Origin of the sequence: Ancylothrix sp. D3o (genome assembly GCF_025370775.1) — a bacterium.
Lineage (GTDB): Bacteria > Cyanobacteriota > Cyanobacteriia > Cyanobacteriales > Oscillatoriaceae > Ancylothrix.
On sequence record NZ_JAMXEX010000030.1, the window covers coordinates 12639 to 30753 of the forward strand.

7 protein-coding genes and 1 pseudogene are annotated in these 18115 nt (G+C 41.8%); 2 read left to right on the forward strand and 6 right to left on the reverse strand.

What is annotated here, in order from left to right; genetic code table 11:
- The 5 genes from NG798_RS24225 to NG798_RS24245 all read right to left on the reverse strand — a co-directional run.
- On the reverse strand, positions 1-3727 hold a 3727-nt coding region (locus tag NG798_RS24225), incomplete at its 3' end, for a filamentous hemagglutinin N-terminal domain-containing protein (RefSeq protein WP_261226288.1).
- A gap of 170 nt (positions 3728-3897) precedes the next feature.
- Positions 3898-4617 carry a DUF928 domain-containing protein gene (locus NG798_RS24230; RefSeq protein WP_261226289.1) on the reverse strand — a complete coding sequence of 240 codons (720 nt, stop codon included), beginning with the start codon at positions 4615-4617 and terminating at the stop codon, positions 3898-3900.
- A complete protein-coding gene (locus NG798_RS24235; protein WP_261226290.1) occupies positions 4614-7061 on the reverse strand; it encodes a CHASE2 domain-containing protein in 2448 nt (815 codons plus the stop codon). The genes NG798_RS24230 and NG798_RS24235 overlap by 4 nt, the downstream gene beginning before the upstream one ends.
- A gap of 51 nt (positions 7062-7112) precedes the next feature.
- A complete protein-coding gene (locus NG798_RS24240; RefSeq protein WP_261226291.1) occupies positions 7113-8024 on the reverse strand; it encodes a DUF1822 family protein in 912 nt (303 codons plus the stop codon).
- A gap of 183 nt (positions 8025-8207) precedes the next feature.
- A complete protein-coding gene (locus NG798_RS24245) occupies positions 8208-9260 on the reverse strand; it encodes a hypothetical protein (RefSeq protein WP_261226292.1) in 1053 nt (350 codons plus the stop codon).
- Positions 9261-9372: 112 nt separating this feature from the next.
- Between NG798_RS24245 and NG798_RS24250 the strand changes: the two genes are divergently transcribed.
- Entirely contained in the window at positions 9373-15843 is a 6471-nt protein-coding gene (locus tag NG798_RS24250; protein ID WP_261226293.1) for a DUF4347 domain-containing protein, read from the forward strand.
- Between the two features lie 869 nt (positions 15844-16712).
- Positions 16713-17333: an NACHT domain-containing NTPase gene (locus NG798_RS24255; protein ID WP_261226294.1), complete on the forward strand. Its 621-nt coding sequence runs from the start codon at positions 16713-16715 to the stop codon at positions 17331-17333.
- A gap of 12 nt (positions 17334-17345) precedes the next feature.
- Here the strand turns inward: NG798_RS24255 and NG798_RS24260 are convergent.
- Positions 17346-18038, reverse strand: a pseudogene (locus NG798_RS24260) (ISL3 family transposase); the annotation flags it as partial.
- Positions 18039-18115 lie beyond the last annotated feature (77 nt).

An 18115-nucleotide genomic window follows, 5' to 3' on the forward strand; every position in this document is an offset into this window, starting at 1 on the left:
TTATAGGTGGAGTTTCTGGGTTAGGTTCGATGTTTGGGTCGGGCTTTATAGGTGGAGTTTCTGGGTTAGGTTCGATGTTTGGGTCGGGCTTTATAGGTGGAGTTTCTGGGTTAGGTTCGATGGTTATTGGCGGATCTACAGACGGAGGTTGAGGGGGTACCGGAGTGAGTGGTGTGGTAAAAGTTATCTGGATTTTATTATTTCCAACTGCATCATTTGTTGTGAGGGGAATATTTCGAAAAGAATTAATGAAGCCACCATTATTGTCATTGGCAGTAATCGCACCGACAGTGAAGCTAGAATCTGAAGAGATATTTGTCTCCAAAATCCGATTGTTAGATATTATCATCTCTCCATTAGATTCAATAATAGGCCCAACTATAAAAGTTCTCCCACCATGTTCAATGCGAATTTGGCCACCACCCCAACTTGTTCCGGTTGTCAATATACTTGTGAATAAATTTCCTTTAACGAAATCACCCCTAATGGTATCTGGACTCATACGAATACTTGTAAACTCTGAGTAAATAAAGCCATCATTGGCGCGAAATAAACCAGGCGTTTTGATAGTCACATCACCCCCTTGCCGACCACTTGTGTTTATAGAACTGACAGTAATGTTACCGTTTATAGATGATAAATTTACAAAACCTGGGTTATATCTATCGTTGTTATAATCAGCAAACATTCTAATATGGCTAGTGTTAATATTACCCTTTGCTGACAAAATTACTGGGCCACCTATTCTGAGATTTGTAATAGGGTTTGGTTCAAGTGCAATGGTATTAATATTTCCAACTTTAATGCTTCCTGATGATGCTGTTTCAGTAGCAGTGAAAGTTGCTCCTCCAATGGGAAGAGAGGGGATATTGGGAGTATTTTGTAATTGGCTGACACCGGCCCGCAAAATTAAAGCCGGTCTGCTAGTTAAAATTGGAATATCTGGATCTGTTCCAGTTTGAATAGAAGTATTTGGCCGATCAATTGTAATATCTCCGCCTGTGATGTTTCCCATCGCTTCTACTTTTAGAGAATGACCTTCATAATTTCCAAATGTAACATCACCAGCCGAACTGATAATGCCATCAGAACTAATAGAAGTCATGCTTAAGTTCCCAGGGTTTCCTAATAAGTTTAGAGCCAAAAAATTGCCTCCGGTGACAAAGCGACCATTGGCGGTAATGGTTCCATCACTTACTAGGGAAAGATTCCCGCCGGTTTCAAAAATAGACAAAGGGTGCTCAAGTGCTTGAATATTGATATTATTCTTTCCTTGAATCAGCAGGTTTTCGCCTACGGTCGTAATAAGGGGTCTGTCGAGAGTGTCCGAGATTTGTACTTGATTTTGCCCTATTAATTGCAAATTACCTGTTGTATTAATTAGACTGTTACTCAGATTTAAGTCTTGTTCTGCCTCTAAAGTAACATCTCGTGCAATTATTTTAGTGTTATCAATATTAACGTTTGTTTTGGCTTGGACATTCAACTGACCGAGAATGAGTGTTGATGCAATTCCAAAAGTAACGTTATTTCCCATTATAGTCAGGCTATTACGGGAATCTAAGCCGAGGGGAATCATACCCTCTAAACTATTATCAAAAAAGGTGACATTATCATCATAGCCATTTAACGTGATATCTCCACTGTTGTTTTCACCAGTTGTGATAGAAACATCGCCTCTAATATCTAATTGCCCTTTTACTGTAATATTACCTTTTGATGAAGTGCGAATATTTCCAGGAGTAATTGTCGGTCCTTCCAGATTAATATTACCTCCTGTACCTGTTCCTTCAACGGAAGCATTGATTTGTCCTATTCTAATACTAGAGGTACCAAATTCTCCTACTTTTACGGTAATGTTTCCACCTGAGCCAGGGAGGGTAAAAAGACCAAGGGGTAAGCTAAAAGCCGAAGAGTTTAAATTTCCTGTATTAACGTTTTCTCTCCCTATCAAAGTTATATCTCCAGCAGCGCCGGAAGAATTGGTATTTATATCGCCGGTTGTAATAAAACTTCCAGAAATAGTTACATTTCCACCTCCTAGAAGACCTGTTGTATTGATATTACCAGTGTTAATAGATCCACCTGAAATAATGACATTTCCCCCGCGAGTGTTGATGCTATCACCGGCATTCATAGAAAAATTACCCCTGAAATCTCCATCAGCATTGGCCTTAAATGTCACAGTTTGTCCCAAAGCTGTTTGTAAATTTAATTGATTGCCGGGTAAATCTTCAATAGTAATATCATTAGTTGCTTCCAGAACAATATTACCTGTTAAACTTTCTAAGTAACTTCTAGTAATTACAAAAGGGTTTATGGAGAAAGACTCATAGGCAAAAATTGAGCCGTTATTTATTAGACTGTTGTCATTATCTACTGCACTCTCAACAATTCTGATATTTTGTGGATCTAGTAGCAATGTTCCCAACCGGCCATTATCAGCATTTAAGTTAACAGAACCATCAAAAATTAAGCTTTGTTTACCCGATATTTCAACAAAACCACCATTGCCGATATTACTCCCACCACGAGCGCTAATATTACCAGAAAAGCCGGCGATTTCATCAGCCCAAACTATCACTCTCCCACCATCACCGCTCAACAAAGCATCAGCCAAAATATTTGAACCTTGACTTACATAAGTACGCGAAGCATTAGGGATAGTTCCCTGTCCTTTATAATCACCACCGATAAAAACTCTACCACCACCACCGGCCCCAGAAACATCAATATTTGCATCAATTACTGCTAATCTATCCCCTAATATTTGGACATTTCCGCCAGTTCCACCGGCCCTTAAATTAGCAGCATCAATTGTTCCCGAAGTTATGACTGTACCGGCTTTCGGAACTATCGGCACTGTGGAATTGCTTAACTGTACTGTCCCATCAGGGTTAACTGTTAAATTATTGGCATGATTTTCTCCATTACCTGTCAGTAAAGCTGGCAATTCTGTTACAGGTAAAGCTAAATGTTGACCGCTGTTTTCAGGATTAGGTACTTCAAGGTTTAACACCATGCCGGTTTGACTAAGACGCACGACACCCTCACCGGGAACTGCTTGTAAAACAATATTTCCGCCTTCAGAAATAAGCGTGCCGGTGTTGATAACTGTTCCGCCTATTAAGGTTAAATTTTGACCCCTATTAACCCGAAGATCCCCAGAATTAACTAGGTGTGCCGGTGTTGGGTTGGAAAAATTAAAAGCCGTCGGAGCACCTACTAAAAGCTGATAATTATTTGCCCCAGTTGCGTTAAACCAATTTGCACCAAAGCCAATTTTATCAGCAGCGGTAGCCGTAAAAGATGCCGGTACATTTAAGGCAGCATCTCTGCCAAAAATTATCCCCGATGGATTCATTAAAAATAAATTTGCATTACTTCCTGTAACTTGAATTAAGCCGTTAATATACGAAGCTTCACCGCCATTTATTCTGCCTAAAATATTTTGAATCTGCGGGTTAGATTGAAAGTTGGCAATTTGCCCTTGAGTTAAGCCAAATCTTGTAAAACTATGAAACAAATTTGCGCCATTTCCTGAAATTTGGCCGCCATGAATGTCAAAACGGTTGCCATTTGGAGTAACCAGGGTGCCGGTGCCATCGCCTGCGGGTAAAATATTGGGCTGAGAATTTGTTTGAGAGAATGCCGGTTTAGATAAATCAAAACCTATTAACAAAGAAATTGCCAATAGTGAATGCAAGGATTTAATGGCAGTATTCATAAATTTTTCTCCTCAAAGTTGCAAAAAATTTGACAAAAAAAACAGACTGATTCTTTTATCAAAGCAGAGTAGTGGTGGCAAAAGTCAAAATATACCGGCCAATGGCGGCTTTAAGATGAAGCCACCCTAACATTTTTTCTCTCAAAAGACAAGTTAAGATTTTTTACAAATTAACTGCCTTCAGGGAGACAACAATCAACCACAGGCGCAGAAATAACTCGCTCTAATCTTACTAAAGGGTGTTGCAAAAAATTTGACCAAATGCTATGTATTTCCGCGTTATTTGGCTCTAACTGTCGTAATTTAATTACTTCAGTTAGCATCTCATACCAATACCCATTATCTCCGTACAAACTCACTTTTTCTCGTGCAGAAGCTTCCGTCAATTGATTATTTAATTCAGCATTCAAAGATTCCCGAATAATCACCCCATTAACTGATAAAACATCAGCTTGGCTTGCCGGATTACAAAAGAAAAAGAAACGCCATCTATATTTTTTACCAACCTCTAAAACAGGTGATTTTTCGGGTGGCTGATAACTGATAATTCCGGGGCCGTTTTTGACATCAAAAGTAGTTTTAGTCACTACTTTTTTGCTGATTTCATCTTCTAAAACAAACTCAACAGAACCGGATGCGTAGGGAACATAAAGCCAAAATGTCGGACGTTCTGAAACAGTTTTGCCTAAATTTGTAGCGGGGATTAAAGCTAAAAAAGAGCCGGTGGGTGCAGCACAAAAAGGACGGCTACCGGCATCTTCTCGCCTTCCAGGGGCACCATCGCTAGGAGGTTCAAAACCGCCACCCTTTGCCAAAGTCAAACCAGGGAATACCCCCATTAAAAAAAACGCAAACATTAATAACAAAGATCGCTGCTTGTTTAAAATCATAATTTGGAATTGATTTTTAGAGATTGTTTTTCGTATTCAATATTAACAGCGATTACTCCTACTGTGACAATCATTGCCAAAAATGCAGGAACAACCGGCACCCAAAAACCCTTTATCAAAAAAACTAAACTAACCCCCCACAAAATCCCCGTCATTCCTGCCATAAAAAGCACCAATTCGCGCCGGCGAAAAGTGCAAAAAACCACCAACCCTCCCACCATTGCAGACATCCATACCGCCACAGCTTCTCCCCAAACATTCCACACAGTTAATAAAGGCCGGTTATCCAAAACGGCGCTAATAATTTGACTCACCATTTGTGCTTGCACTAACACCCCTGGCATTTTCTCATAATAGTCTTTGCCGGCACTATAAGGAGTCGAAAAATCATCACCGGAAATCGGCGCACTCACCCCGATTAAAATTATTTTATTCTTTACTAAATCTGGTTTTATTTCTCCTTTAATTATTTGCGATAATGTCACCCTGAAAGGTTCTTTTTTGCGGTAGTTGAGCAAAACTTGAAACCCACCCCTATCAAGATTTTGATAACCTCCTGTATGAATTTCTAAATCTTGAAACATTTTCTCACCGATTTTAATTTGATATCTTGATAGCAGTTGCGGTTCAATGCCTTTTTCTGCTAGATATTTTAGTGCTACTCTGGCACTTAGCGCATATTGGGTAACACAAGGATCTTTTGCCACCGGCTGCATAAATATCAAATGCCGGCGTAAAATTCCATCCCCATCTACCACAACATCAGTAAAACCCATGCGAGACTCTGGGAGTCCGGGGGGTGGTTTAATTCCCGGTTTATTGGCATTATTTACTTCACCGGCACTACACACCCCAACTAGCAAATTATTCTCTTTAAATTGCCGGAATAACTGCTGAAAATTCGCCGAAAAACGAGGGCGATAAATATCCAAACCTATCACCTTTGGCTGATAAGTTTGCAGTCTTTCTATTGCTTGCAATAAAACTTGATCAGGAAGCGGGAAACCATAAAGGTTGATATCTTCTTCTGTTGCTTCAACCACAAGCAAACGCGAGTCTATAGGTTCCGGCGGACGCAAGCGCATTAAAGTATCAAAAGCTTTGAATTCCCAACTTTGAAAAACACCAAGCGAACGCATTGCCATTACCAAAACCGTCACCGTCAGACTAACAAATAAATTTGTTTTAATAACATCTTGCCTAAATATTCGAGAAAAACGACGAGTTTTTTCTGAATCTTTTTGAACCGGCTTTTTAGATTTTAACTGTTCCCAAGTCGGCGGAAATTGGGCCGGTTGCTGACAAATAACCGGCAACCAACTTGCACAAGGAAAGGCTTTTTCAAAATCATCATGCAGTCTTTGTCTCGCCTCTCGAACTGCTAAATATAACGGCATTCCCTCGGCAAAGTTTTTCAGAAAAAATTTGAGGAATTCTTGAGCAATTTGATCCGGTACTAACTCTCGCATCACAATCATTTGCGGAATTTGTAAATCCTCCAATTCTCTCGCTAATCCCAACCCATCACAAGAGTTAAAAATTGCTAACTTTAAACCGCGTTCAACTGCTTTCTTTAAACCATACCAAAGTTCAGTAATAGTTAAACTATCCGTCGAATTAATATAAATCCGGCCTTTATTCCCCTCTGTTTGACTGTGACCAGCAAAAAAGATAATATCCCAGCCTTTCTCCCAAAGTTCAGCATTAATTTCTTGATGAGTTGGTTCTGCCAAAAATACTAACTCCGCATTGGGCAAAGTTTTTAAAACCTTTATATCTGCCTCAATATCTATGCCTTCTTTATTCCCTAAAATCGCTAAAATTTTAACCGAATTTTCTTCCTCTCGGCTGCTTTTAAACTCAATAATCGGTTTTGATTCTAACGGGCTAATTGCTAATTCTGCTTTACCATAACGCCGAAAAAAATCCCATTCCTGCCAAGGAAGTTTTTGGATATCTGCATCTTGAGTACAAATCAAAAACCTAACCATTTCATCGCGGTTGAGTTCTTCTCGCAAATGAAGATCAATCGCCCGAAAACCATCACTTTTTAACCATTTTTTCAATTCCGTACTCAACCGGCCGGCAGATTCCTTACACTCAGCAATCCGTGAATTTATCGACCCTTTATGAATAATTTTTTTGCTTTTTATTCGAGGCGATAAACCTAAATTTCGGTAACTATCTTGCCAGTGATTTCTTAAATCATAAGCCAGATTTGGATGGGCCGGTAAAACTCCTTTGATTTTTACCACACCTTTTGAAAAAACCCCATCTTCCCCCACCTCCAAAGTTACACGAACCCCTCGGTTTTCTAAATCTCCATCCAGTTCTAAAATTACTAATTTATTCACAAAAAATACCCCCTCATAGAAAGCGGAACGACGTTCCAGAAACCGCAAAGCAAAGACGTTCCAGCGGAACGTCTCTACATCTGCGTTCATCTGCGTTCATCTGCGGTTGAAAAAAAGACCCTACCATAACCGTATTTAATATCAAATCGCAAACATTTCTGTAAGCCTTAACTCTCCTAATTTGATTTGTACACTGAATTTCTCCCCCGGAAAACCGCTAAACTGAAACTCTAAACTTTCACTGTTTTCTGCTTCTGCTTGCATAACAGCCTCTCCAGTTTCATCTAAAATCAAAAGCTGCATATTTGGCAAAAGATTTATACTATTCACCGCCGGTTTAACTTCTACAGAAATATCAATTTCCGCTTCCTTACTAGGCGTTAATCGCACCAATAAAACCACCTGCTGACCGGCCTGTTCTAACCTTAACACTTTTCCTCTTTCAATGCTTGAATTACCCTGCCACCGAAAATTAAAAGCCGTTTGATTTTGAGAATAATTAAACAAAGTTTCCAAACTTTCCCAACCGGCATCTATCACATCATTTAACCACCGACTTAACTGGACAATCTGCGGTTTTACCGGCACCTCCTCAAATTGACTTAAATACCCCACCAATTCATCTAAACTTCTCAACTCACTCAGCGAGATTTCCTCTACCTTACTCACTTTTTCGGCAAACCCTAAAAGCATCGCTTCCCGCAAAGATTCGCTGAATTCGACAAAAATAAAAGCAATTCTATCTTCCCAAAAATCCATCGCTTCTGGGGATGCTTCCCGATTGGGAAGTGTTACCGTTTCCACACCCTTCTCAACAAAATAACATTCAACTTTTCCAATATTTGTTAAAATTAAATCAGCCACATTCATCAAATTTACCATCATCGGATGGTAGCTGTCGCTGTTTTCCCAGTCAGTATCAAAACCGCGCCATTCCAGATAACTTTGCACAGCAGACACCGCCAAAGTATTGAGATAGACTTGTTTAGCTTTCACAGCATTGGATTGTTGCCGGCGCAGTTTTTCGGCTTTTGTGTGCGCAGCTAATCCCATGGGAACGGTATAAGTAAAAACTTCGCTAAGGGGATTCATAAATAACCGTCAATTATTGTATTTTGCGTTTTTGCTCTGAAAAAGCAATCTTCCTGCTTTCAACCTATACTCAGCCAGTAATTACCCGTTTTATGCAAATTCCGGAAAACTTCGCAAAAATTTACACTTTTCACCGAAAGCCGGTCAGTCAGGGATTAAATCTTTTTGGAACTGGGGACGAAATTTGACACAACAACGCTGAAAAAAGCTGCTCAAAGTAGGAATTTTTATATCAAAAATAGTCGAAATTTCTTCCCAACTTTTACCCGCAAAACGAGCTAAAGCAATCGCCTGAAAATTTGCATCAGGCCGGTTGCGGATATGTTCTTTTTTAAAACAATTTCTGGGATCACTTGCAATATAATTTTGCGTTTCTGTTAATAGCGAATCTTCCTCTGCCGGTTGGCTAAAATTTTCCAAATCTGCCAGATTTGGCAGTGAATCAACTTTTGAATTAGTAAACTCTCGCCTGCATTCTATAACCATTTTGTCAAGTCTAAAATTTACCCAATTCATAAACTTTTGAGACTGACCTCTTTCTGGATCATATTGGTCAATATTTTTGCAGAGATAAGCAAGCGTTCTAATCACCGCTTCTTCATATAATAACTCATAAAAATCTGGGGTAAACTTTTCGCGGTGAGGACGGCAAAGTTTGCCCGATAAGCGAATTGCCTCAACCAATTCTCCCAAAAGATGCCGGCGTAAAACAGTATTTTGTGGTTGCTGTTGAATTTCGAGAGTAAATTGTTTGAGTAGATCATCATCTAAGCATTTTTTCCAAACTTGCAAAAGTAACTCTCTCCCCCAAACATTAAGAGGAGTTTGGGTGGATTTATAGTAACTGATATTGTGGGAAATTTCTGCAAAAAGTTGAATTTTAACTACTTCATAAATCTTTTGTTGAACATCCGATAAATTTTTCCCCATCAAAGGCCGCAGCAGAGTCCGCCCGCGCAAAATTTCCTCAACTATTTGATGAGGGTTATCTGTGGCCCCTAAACCGGCCCCTAAATTATGGCCTGATTCCGAGTTTCTCTGATCAGGGTTGGTTTCAATCAATTGCTCTTCGCGTTGCTGAGTCATGGCAAAGTGGCAGTTGCGGCAATTTACTTTATGGCGTTCATTATGACTCATGGCGTAACTATCCGCTATTCTGCATTTCTTTACAAAAATTAATATTTGGCGATTTTGCATAAAACTCTACTTTTTCCTTTGAGTCAGCGACAGTAGGGGCTCAAAAGCGTGGAAGCGCTGATCAACAGCTTCTGCTAAAAAACACCCACGACTTACTACTTGACTCAAACCTATGAATAGCACAACACTTGTTTTTATCGACCCAACCGTTAGCGACTATCAAAACTTGATGGCTGGTATTTCTTCGGAAGCAGAAATTATCGTTATTGATTCCAATTCAAACGGCATTGAACAAATAACAGAAGCCCTAGCAAACCGGCCAGAAAACAGCATTAGCAGCCTGCAAATTATCTCGCATGGTTCCTCTGGTAACCTCTATTTAGGAAACACAACTTTAAACACCGGCACTCTTACCAACTCCGACACAGCAGCCACATTACAAAATTGGTCAAAATTCCTAACTTCAAATGCCGATATTTTATTCTATGGTTGTGATATCGCCGCCAACGAAACCGGCCAAGAATTCCTCCAAAATTTCAGCCAATTAACCGGCGCAGATATTGCTGCTTCTACCAACAAAACCGGCAATTCTTCTCAGGGAGGAGATTGGTTATTAGAAGCAACAATCGGCCTTATAGAAAGCCCTCTAGCAATTCAAATAGAAGCTTTACAAGCTTACACCGGCCTATTAGCAACCTATACAGTTACCACCCTTCTTGACGAAAACGATCAAGGGTTAGGTTTAGGCACCGGCGACTCACTGCGAGAAGCCATCAACGCCGCCAACAGCACAGCCGGAGACGATATTATCGATATCACCGCTCTAACTGGCACCATTGCTCTTAATAGCGCCTTACCCACAATTACTGATAACGTTGTAATTAATGGTAGCGGCAATCTTACCATTTCTGGTAATCAACAATTTCGAGTATTTTTTGTTAATAATGGCAACGTTACTATTTCTAATTTAACCATTTCCGATGGTAACGCCACTGGAGGGGATGGTGCATTTGGTGGCGGTGGCGGCGGGGCCGGTCTTGGCGGTGGCTTGTTTGTCAACGCTGGCACCGTTACTTTAGACGGCGTAAACTTTTCCAATAACCAAGCTATCGGCGGTGCCGGGGGAGGGACAACTACGGCTGGCTTTGGCGGTGGCGGTGGCGGTATGACTGACGATGGTTTGGCTGGCGATCAGGTTACTGCTGCCGGTGCCGGTGGTGGTGGCCCTTTGGCAGGAGTCGGTGGTACGGGAGGCACTCAGGCTAACTTAAACGGTAGCGCCGGCGGCGAGGGGGCCGGTGGTGGCGGTGGCTCTCGCAGTTCCGGTACGGGGGGCTTTGGCGGGGTCGGTGGCTTTGGCGGCGGCGGCGGTGGTGGTGGTGCTGGGGGCTTTGGCAGCGAATTTCAAACCATCCCTGGCGGCAATGGCGGGGCCGGTGGTTTTGGCGGTGGCGGTGGCGGCGGTAACGGGGGTGTACAACAGAGTGCCGCCGTTATCGCTGGCAGCACCGGCGGTGTAGGGGGTGAGTTTGCTGGGGCTGGTGGCAATGGTAATAACTTTGGCGCTAGAGGTGGCGGCGGTGGCGGGGCCGGTCTTGGTGGTGCCGTTTTCGTCCGGTCGGGCGCTTCCCTGAGTGTGAGTAATGCCACGTTTTCGGGAAATTCTGCCAGCGGCGGAGTTGGCGGTACGGGTATGGGGGGGACGGCGACCGATCCCATCAATGGCGGAAATGGTCAAGGTAAAGGCGGTGCAATTTTTGCAGAGGCCGGTGCAACCGTTAATGCAGTCGGTGCGGTGACTTTTTCGCAAAATACCGCTGCGAATGCCGGCACTACTTCCAGCGATAACAATGATATCTATGGGACAATGTTACCTATCGTTAGTATCACCCCAGTCGGTACGGTGTCGGAAGCAGGTACAACCGGCACTTTTACAATTTCTCGCACCACCACTAGCGGCGCTTTGGTTGTGAATTTCAGTGTGGCGGGAAGTGCTACTACTGGCACTGATTACACGATAGCCGGTGCCGATAGTTTGACTGGTAACACCGGCTGGGTCACAATTGCTGATGGTGCTAACAGTGTCGATCTGCTGATCACAGCCACAAATGACAGCGAATTTGATAGCGGCGAAACGGTACAAGTCACCCTTGCAGCTAACCCTACAGCTTATAATCTTAGCACTCCTGATAATGCTGCTCTCACAATTGAGGATGACGAAATTGATTACGCCTTGGCTGCAAGCGTTGCCAGTATTGCCGAAGGTAACACCGCTGCTCAAAATCTCACTTTTACAATTACCCGTGCCGGTCGCATCGATTTAGCCGGCACTGTTGATTATACAATTGGCGGCACGGCAGTTTACAACACAGACTTTAACAACATTGCCGGGACTTCCTTAGCCACCGGTATCACCGGCACAGTGAATTTTGCAGCAGGGGAAACCTCAAAAACCATTACCTTAGATGTTTTGGGAGATACGATAGCGGAAGGTAATCGAGATATTACTGTTACCCTTGCTAATCCTGTAGTTGCCGGTTTAACTCCCACCCTCAGCATTCCTGCGGTTACTACCACAATTATTGATGATGAAACTCCGGGGATTACAGTTGCTCCCACAACAGGATTAATCACAACAGAAGCGGGGGGTGCTGCTAGTTTTACGGTGGTTTTGAACACCCAACCAACGGCAGATGTAACGGTTAATTTAACCAGTTCTAACCCCGCAGAAGGAACGTTATCAAGTAATAGTTTAACCTTCAATGCAACTAACTGGAATCAAGCCCAAACAGTGACAGTTACTGGGGTAGATGATGCGGCTTTCGATGGCGACCAAAGTTACAATATTATTACGGCAGCGGCGCTGAGTAGTGATGCAAACTATGCCGGTTTTGATGCAGCGGATGTGGCGGTTACAAATCAAGATAATGATACACCGGCCCCCGATCTGGCTGGGAACAGTACAAGTTTAGCTAGTCAAATATCTGTAGCCTCAAGCACGAAAATTTATGAGGATTCTGTTGATAGTGCTGACACTGATGATTACTACAAATTCAGTTTAGGGGCAAGCACTAATGTCACCTTATCGCTTGAGGGATTAACCGCTGATGCAAATGTGGAGATAATTGATAGTAAGGGACAAGTAATTGCTAGTTCTACGGCATCAGGAGCTACTGCGGAATTAATTACTGAAAACTTAGAACATGGTAGTTATTATGTGCGCGTTTCTTCTGTGGCCGGTGCCGGCACTCTTTATAAGTTAAATGTGTCTGCACAATCCAATGTTCCGGGGACTACCATAACCGCATCCGATGCACCAGTTTACCTAGCCGGTGAACAAACTTCCTCTACAGATACGCCCGGAGTTTACCCCTCAACGGATATATCAGCACCGTTGATTAATATGGATGATTTTCGGGCTGCACCGGCCTTTGCCGACATTGATGGGCGGGGATATTCGGCGGTGATTCTTGATACCGGCATTGATTTAGATGATCCTTATTTTGGGCCGGATCGTGATGGTAATGGCGTCGCTGATCGCATTGTTTATCACTACGATTTTGCTGACAATGATGCCGATGCAACTGATCTTAACGGACACGGTAGTAATGTTTCTAGTATTGTTGCTTCCGAAAGCCCTATTCACACCGGCATGGCACCAGGTGCTAATATTATCCACCTAAAAGTTTTTAGGAATAGCGGAAGTGGTACATTTGCTGATATCGAAGAAGCATTAAGATGGGTAGTTGAAAATACCGAACGTTACAATATTGCCAGTGTCAATATGTCGCTGTCAGATAGTCGTAATTACAACAGCCCCCAAAATCTTTACGGTATCAGCGATGAATTGCAAGAAATAGTCAATAAAAATGTAATGGTTGTTTCTGCGTCGGGTAACAGTTTTTATCCATTTGGAAGTGCTCAAGGTGTTGCTTATCCTTCTGCCGATCCAAACTCGCTTTCGATAGGGGCTGTTTACGATGCAAATATTGGTCCAGTTAGCTACGGTAGTGGTGCAATTGCTTATTCTACGGATGCTGATCGGATAACACCTTTTTCGCAACGCCACGAAACAATGACAACGGTTTTCGCACCAGGTGCTCCTATTTGGGGTGCCGGGCCGGGTGCTGGTTTAATTGCAATGCACGGTACGTCTCAAGCAGCACCTCATGTTGCCGGTATCGCAGTTTTAGCGCAACAGTTGGCAGAAAGAGACCTTGGGCGCCGGCTGACTCAAACTGAGTTTGCAAATTTTCTCAAGTCTTCTGGTGTAACTATTAATGATGGCGATGATGAGGATGATAATGTTATTAACACCGGCCTTGATTTTAAGCGTGTAGATATGCTGGCGCTGGGTCAAGCAATTGTCGGAAATAATGCGCCGGTTGTTAATAAATCGGCCTTTGGACAAAGTGGTTCCACTGGGTTTTCTCAAACCGGCAATACGTTTGTTTTAGATGCCAATACTTACACAGATTCCGATCCAGGTGACAGCGTTACCTATTCTGTGAAGCTGGCAAATACTCTTAATAATTCCTGGTTTACTTGGGAAAATGGATTAGATCGGCGTAGTTATCGCAAGCCGGTTGATGGCTTAGAGTTTCCTGAAATTGCGATGCCTTCTTGGTTGTCTTTTGATCCTACAACTCGCACAATTACTATCGATGAAGCCACGCGCCCGGCAAGGTTTTCCTACGGAATGATGATCACCGGAACCGATCAAAAAGGAGCAAGTGTTAGTGAGCTAATCTTTTTCAAGAGTTATAGCCGGGGTGGGTTTGTTATTGATGGTTACATTGCGGGGGCAACGGTATTTTTAGATGCCAATAAAAACGGAATTCAAGATGCCGGAGAACCGTCTACAACAACTGATAATAACGGCGAGTACAACTTGGATTTGGCGTTTAATGGTTTTGATGTAAATCAAAATGGGGAAATTGATGCAGAAGAAGGTAATATTGTGGCTTTTGGTGGTATAGATACCGCTACAAATCTGCCTTTAGAAACGCCTGTAAAAGCGCCGGCAAGTGCATCGGTGGTGACGCTGTTAACGAGTTTGGTTGCCGAGTTAATTGAGCAGAAAATTGCTACAGAAGAAGCTAATGATAAAGTGGTTTCTTTCCTTTCTTTACCGGCCGGTGTTGATCTTACTTCCCTAGATCCCATTGCAGCTACTAATAATGGCGAAACTGGTGGTGTAGAAACTTTGTCTGCCATGACAAAGGCGCAAAATTTCATTACTCAAACTACTGCGATAATTGATGGGGCTTCCAATTTAGATAAGCCTGTGATTGTTGAGGGAGTTGTTGAGGCAATAGCTGCTCAAATTCTCGCTGTTAAGGTTATCAATTTAAGCGATGCTGAACAATTGGCGAAAGTTATTGAAGTTGCTGTTAATGCTGCCAAGCAACTTGACCCAAATTTAAACCCGATTGTTGATGCTCAATTTATTGCGGATGCGGCGAAGGTGATGGCAGCAAGTAATCAGTATGTTGATGGGGTTGTTGCTACGATACCGGCTTCTTCTTTGCACTCAGAAATTGCACGGGTGCAAAAAGTGACTTTGGATGAAGTGGTTAAAGATTTAAGGGATTCTGCTGCCGCCAATAAAGACATTTCTGAGGTGATTTCGGAAAACACCGGCTCATCGCTTGAGGCGCAAATTAAGGGGGTGCCGGTTGAAGTAAACCCACAGCCTTCTGATAGTCCAAATTCTGGTGGATCTGGCGGGGCAGTTGACCCAAATCCAGAGCCTTCTGATAGTCCAAATTCGGGTGGATCTGGCGGTGCAGTTATTGTTGGTAATTTTGATTTTGTTAGCAATGCTGAAAACCAAACCGAAGGAACTACCGCGAATGATAATTTGATTGGTACTACCGGCGATGATATTATCAGTGCCAAGCAAGGAAATGACACAATTAGCGGCAATGATGGGAATGATTTATTGTTTGGTAATTCGGAAAACGATGCGATTAATGGTGAAGCCGGCAATGATACTTTGTACGGTGGAAAAAATAATGATAACCTGCAAGGAGGTGTGGGTAATGATGTTTTATTTGGTAATTTAGGCGAGGATGTTTTAGATGCTGGTGAGGGCGATGATTGGGTATTTGGTAATCAAGGCGAAGATTACCTTGATGGTGGTGAGGGGAATGATTCTCTGCATGGCGGAAAAGACAGTGATCATGTTAGCGGTAATGTGGGGGATGATGTTGTTTGTGGCGATATGGGTAACGATTTCCTCTACGGAAATGCCGGTAATGATATGCTGTTTGGTAATACAGGCATGGATTTTTTGGATGCCGGTGATGGAAATGATACACTCCGAGGAGGCAAGGATAATGATATTTTGATGGGCAATAATGGCGATGATTTCTTGTGGGGAGATTTGGGCAATGATAGTTTAATTGGTGGTGCGGGAAGTGATCGGTTTGTCTTGCAACCAAACGCCGACAGTTTGATAATTGCTGATTTTACAGATGGCGAAGATTTGCTTGTTTTGGCAGAAGGTTTGAAGTTTGAGCAGTTGACAATTTCTGCCGATAATAATGCAACTTTAATCCGTGTAGGAGATGATTTGTTAGCCGTGTTAAATGATGTAAATCCTAACGTGATTACCTCTCAAGATTTCAGCATAATTTAAGGTTTTGGCGGGATTTGGGGGCATTTGGTGAAAGCTTTATCAGAAGCAGTTAAGTTTTCACCGACCCCCATTTTTTCCCTAAAAATGCTTAAATTCGGTTAAACCCATTGGTAATACAAAATCCGGTTATGTTAGACTAATAATAAAAATTTAATCCCAGTAAAACCTCCAATAAAATGCCTTGGCTAGTGTCACGCTCTGCTAACGAAATGGCTCTCCTTTGCGTGGCAACCGTCCTCAAGGTCTAGTAATGAAAAACTCTCAGCCTCTACCATCAAGAAAGATTTTTACGATACCGATGTCTCATAAATCTAATCATTTGATGAATGGTCGCGCTTAGTGAACCATCGTTTACCAAAATGCCTGCCAACAAAGTGTGAATAATCCTCTATTTTTTTACGTTAAATGGCTCAAACATTTGGCAGGAAAAGCTTTTAAGGTGTTTATCACCCCCAGGTGGGGGACAATTGAATGGAAACACTATGATTTTATCAAAAAATCAAATCTGTTACCGTTCAGTTTTTGCTCCCCACTCACTGGAAAATTAGTTGATGACAACCTATAATATGCTTGTAAACAAGAAGAGAAAGTTTATATGTTGACCCCGGAGCAGGCTTTGAAATTTATCAGAGAATTAAACGAAGATGATTCTGCCAGTTTGAAACTGTGGATACTATCGCCAGAAGATACCGATATGGTATGACAAATAAAAGGCAATTTTTTGAAACACTAATAAATTTTAGTTTTAGTTTTATTTTGTGTTAAAAGGAATTGCGTTTGTAAATAGAGTGGATACAATACTTTCTATCACTTGATGAAAGAATATGTTTTTAGATGTTAATCTCGCTTACTAAAAGGTGTACAAAATTATGGATATTTTCAATACCAACCCATTGACATCAGAAGACTGGCAAAATATCTGTCGGCAAAACTTAGCAATACAAAAACAACTCACTACCAACCTCTTCAACAATCCCTACGGGATGACACCGGAACTCAGTGAAATTTATATCCCCGTATCGATTAAGGCAGAACACAGCTTTACTTGTACTACTGAAAAATGTTTCTTTGAGGAGGTATTTCAACAAGGGAAAAGCCAACTTACTCAAGGGAAGAGAATTGCGCTTATTGGCAAACGTGGTTCGGGGAAAACCACGCGGTTACAGAAGATAGCCGATTTTATTTTAGAGCAAAAATTAGGGTTGCCAATTTGGATCTCTTGGGCAGATTTAACTCAACCAACGATTACCCAATATATCGAAGAAGTTTGGATCAAACAAACAAGTCCAAGTCTCACAATTGACGAACTCACCCAACAGAAAGAACAAATTTGGCTATTGTTTGATGGGTGGGATGAAATGATATCAAGACTGGAAAGGCATCAAATCTCGGCACTTTTGGGGGAATGGATGCAAGCGGCGCGTGTGGTGGTGACTTGCCGACTGAATGTCTGGGAAGGCGATAAAAATGCTTGGCTCTTCAGTACCTAATATGCTAAATTTTTAGTTAAAGTGCCAGCTAAGTAAACATCTTGATTGAAAGTTTTTAAAATTTCTGAATCCATAAGCCGAACGTTTAATCAGTTTCAGCTTATTATTAATTCCCTCCACTACCCCACTTGTTGTTCTATGATCAAAGTACGCAATAATTTCATCTAGCCATCGAATAATTGTCTTGCAACTTTTCGGGAAATACTTTTGAGCTTCATCTAACCACCTTCCCAATTGCAATAATCCCCCTAACCAATCATTTGTTTTCTCAAAAATATGACGGATTTTTTCTTTGAATTCGTGCATACTTTTCAAAGTGGGACAAACCTCTTTCACTTGGGCTAGTTTCTGGTTTTGTTCTTCATTCAAATCTTTTTCATTCTTCAACAGGGCATATTTACTCTTCTTCAATCCTGCTAAAGCTTTTTCAGATTTCACTTTTTCTAATTTCGACTTTGCCGTTCTTAGTAAATTTTCCGCCTTCAGCTTTTCTTGTTTTCTTTGCAAATCTAGCTCCTGATTGATTTGTGCCATTACATGAAATCTATCCGCTACAACTTGAGCATTTGGCATTAATTCTAAGACTAGGCTTTTGTATCCTTTCCACAGATCTATGCTGACTTCTTCTATTTTTTCTAACACCTCTTTCCCCCAGGTCAGCAACAGTTTTTTGATTTCTTCTTGTGTTCTTCCTTCGATGATAGCGGGTGCATCTCAGTTTTGCAAATATATCAACTGGAAAGTTGACCATTGAGATAAGCACAGCGAAGAGAAAGAATAGA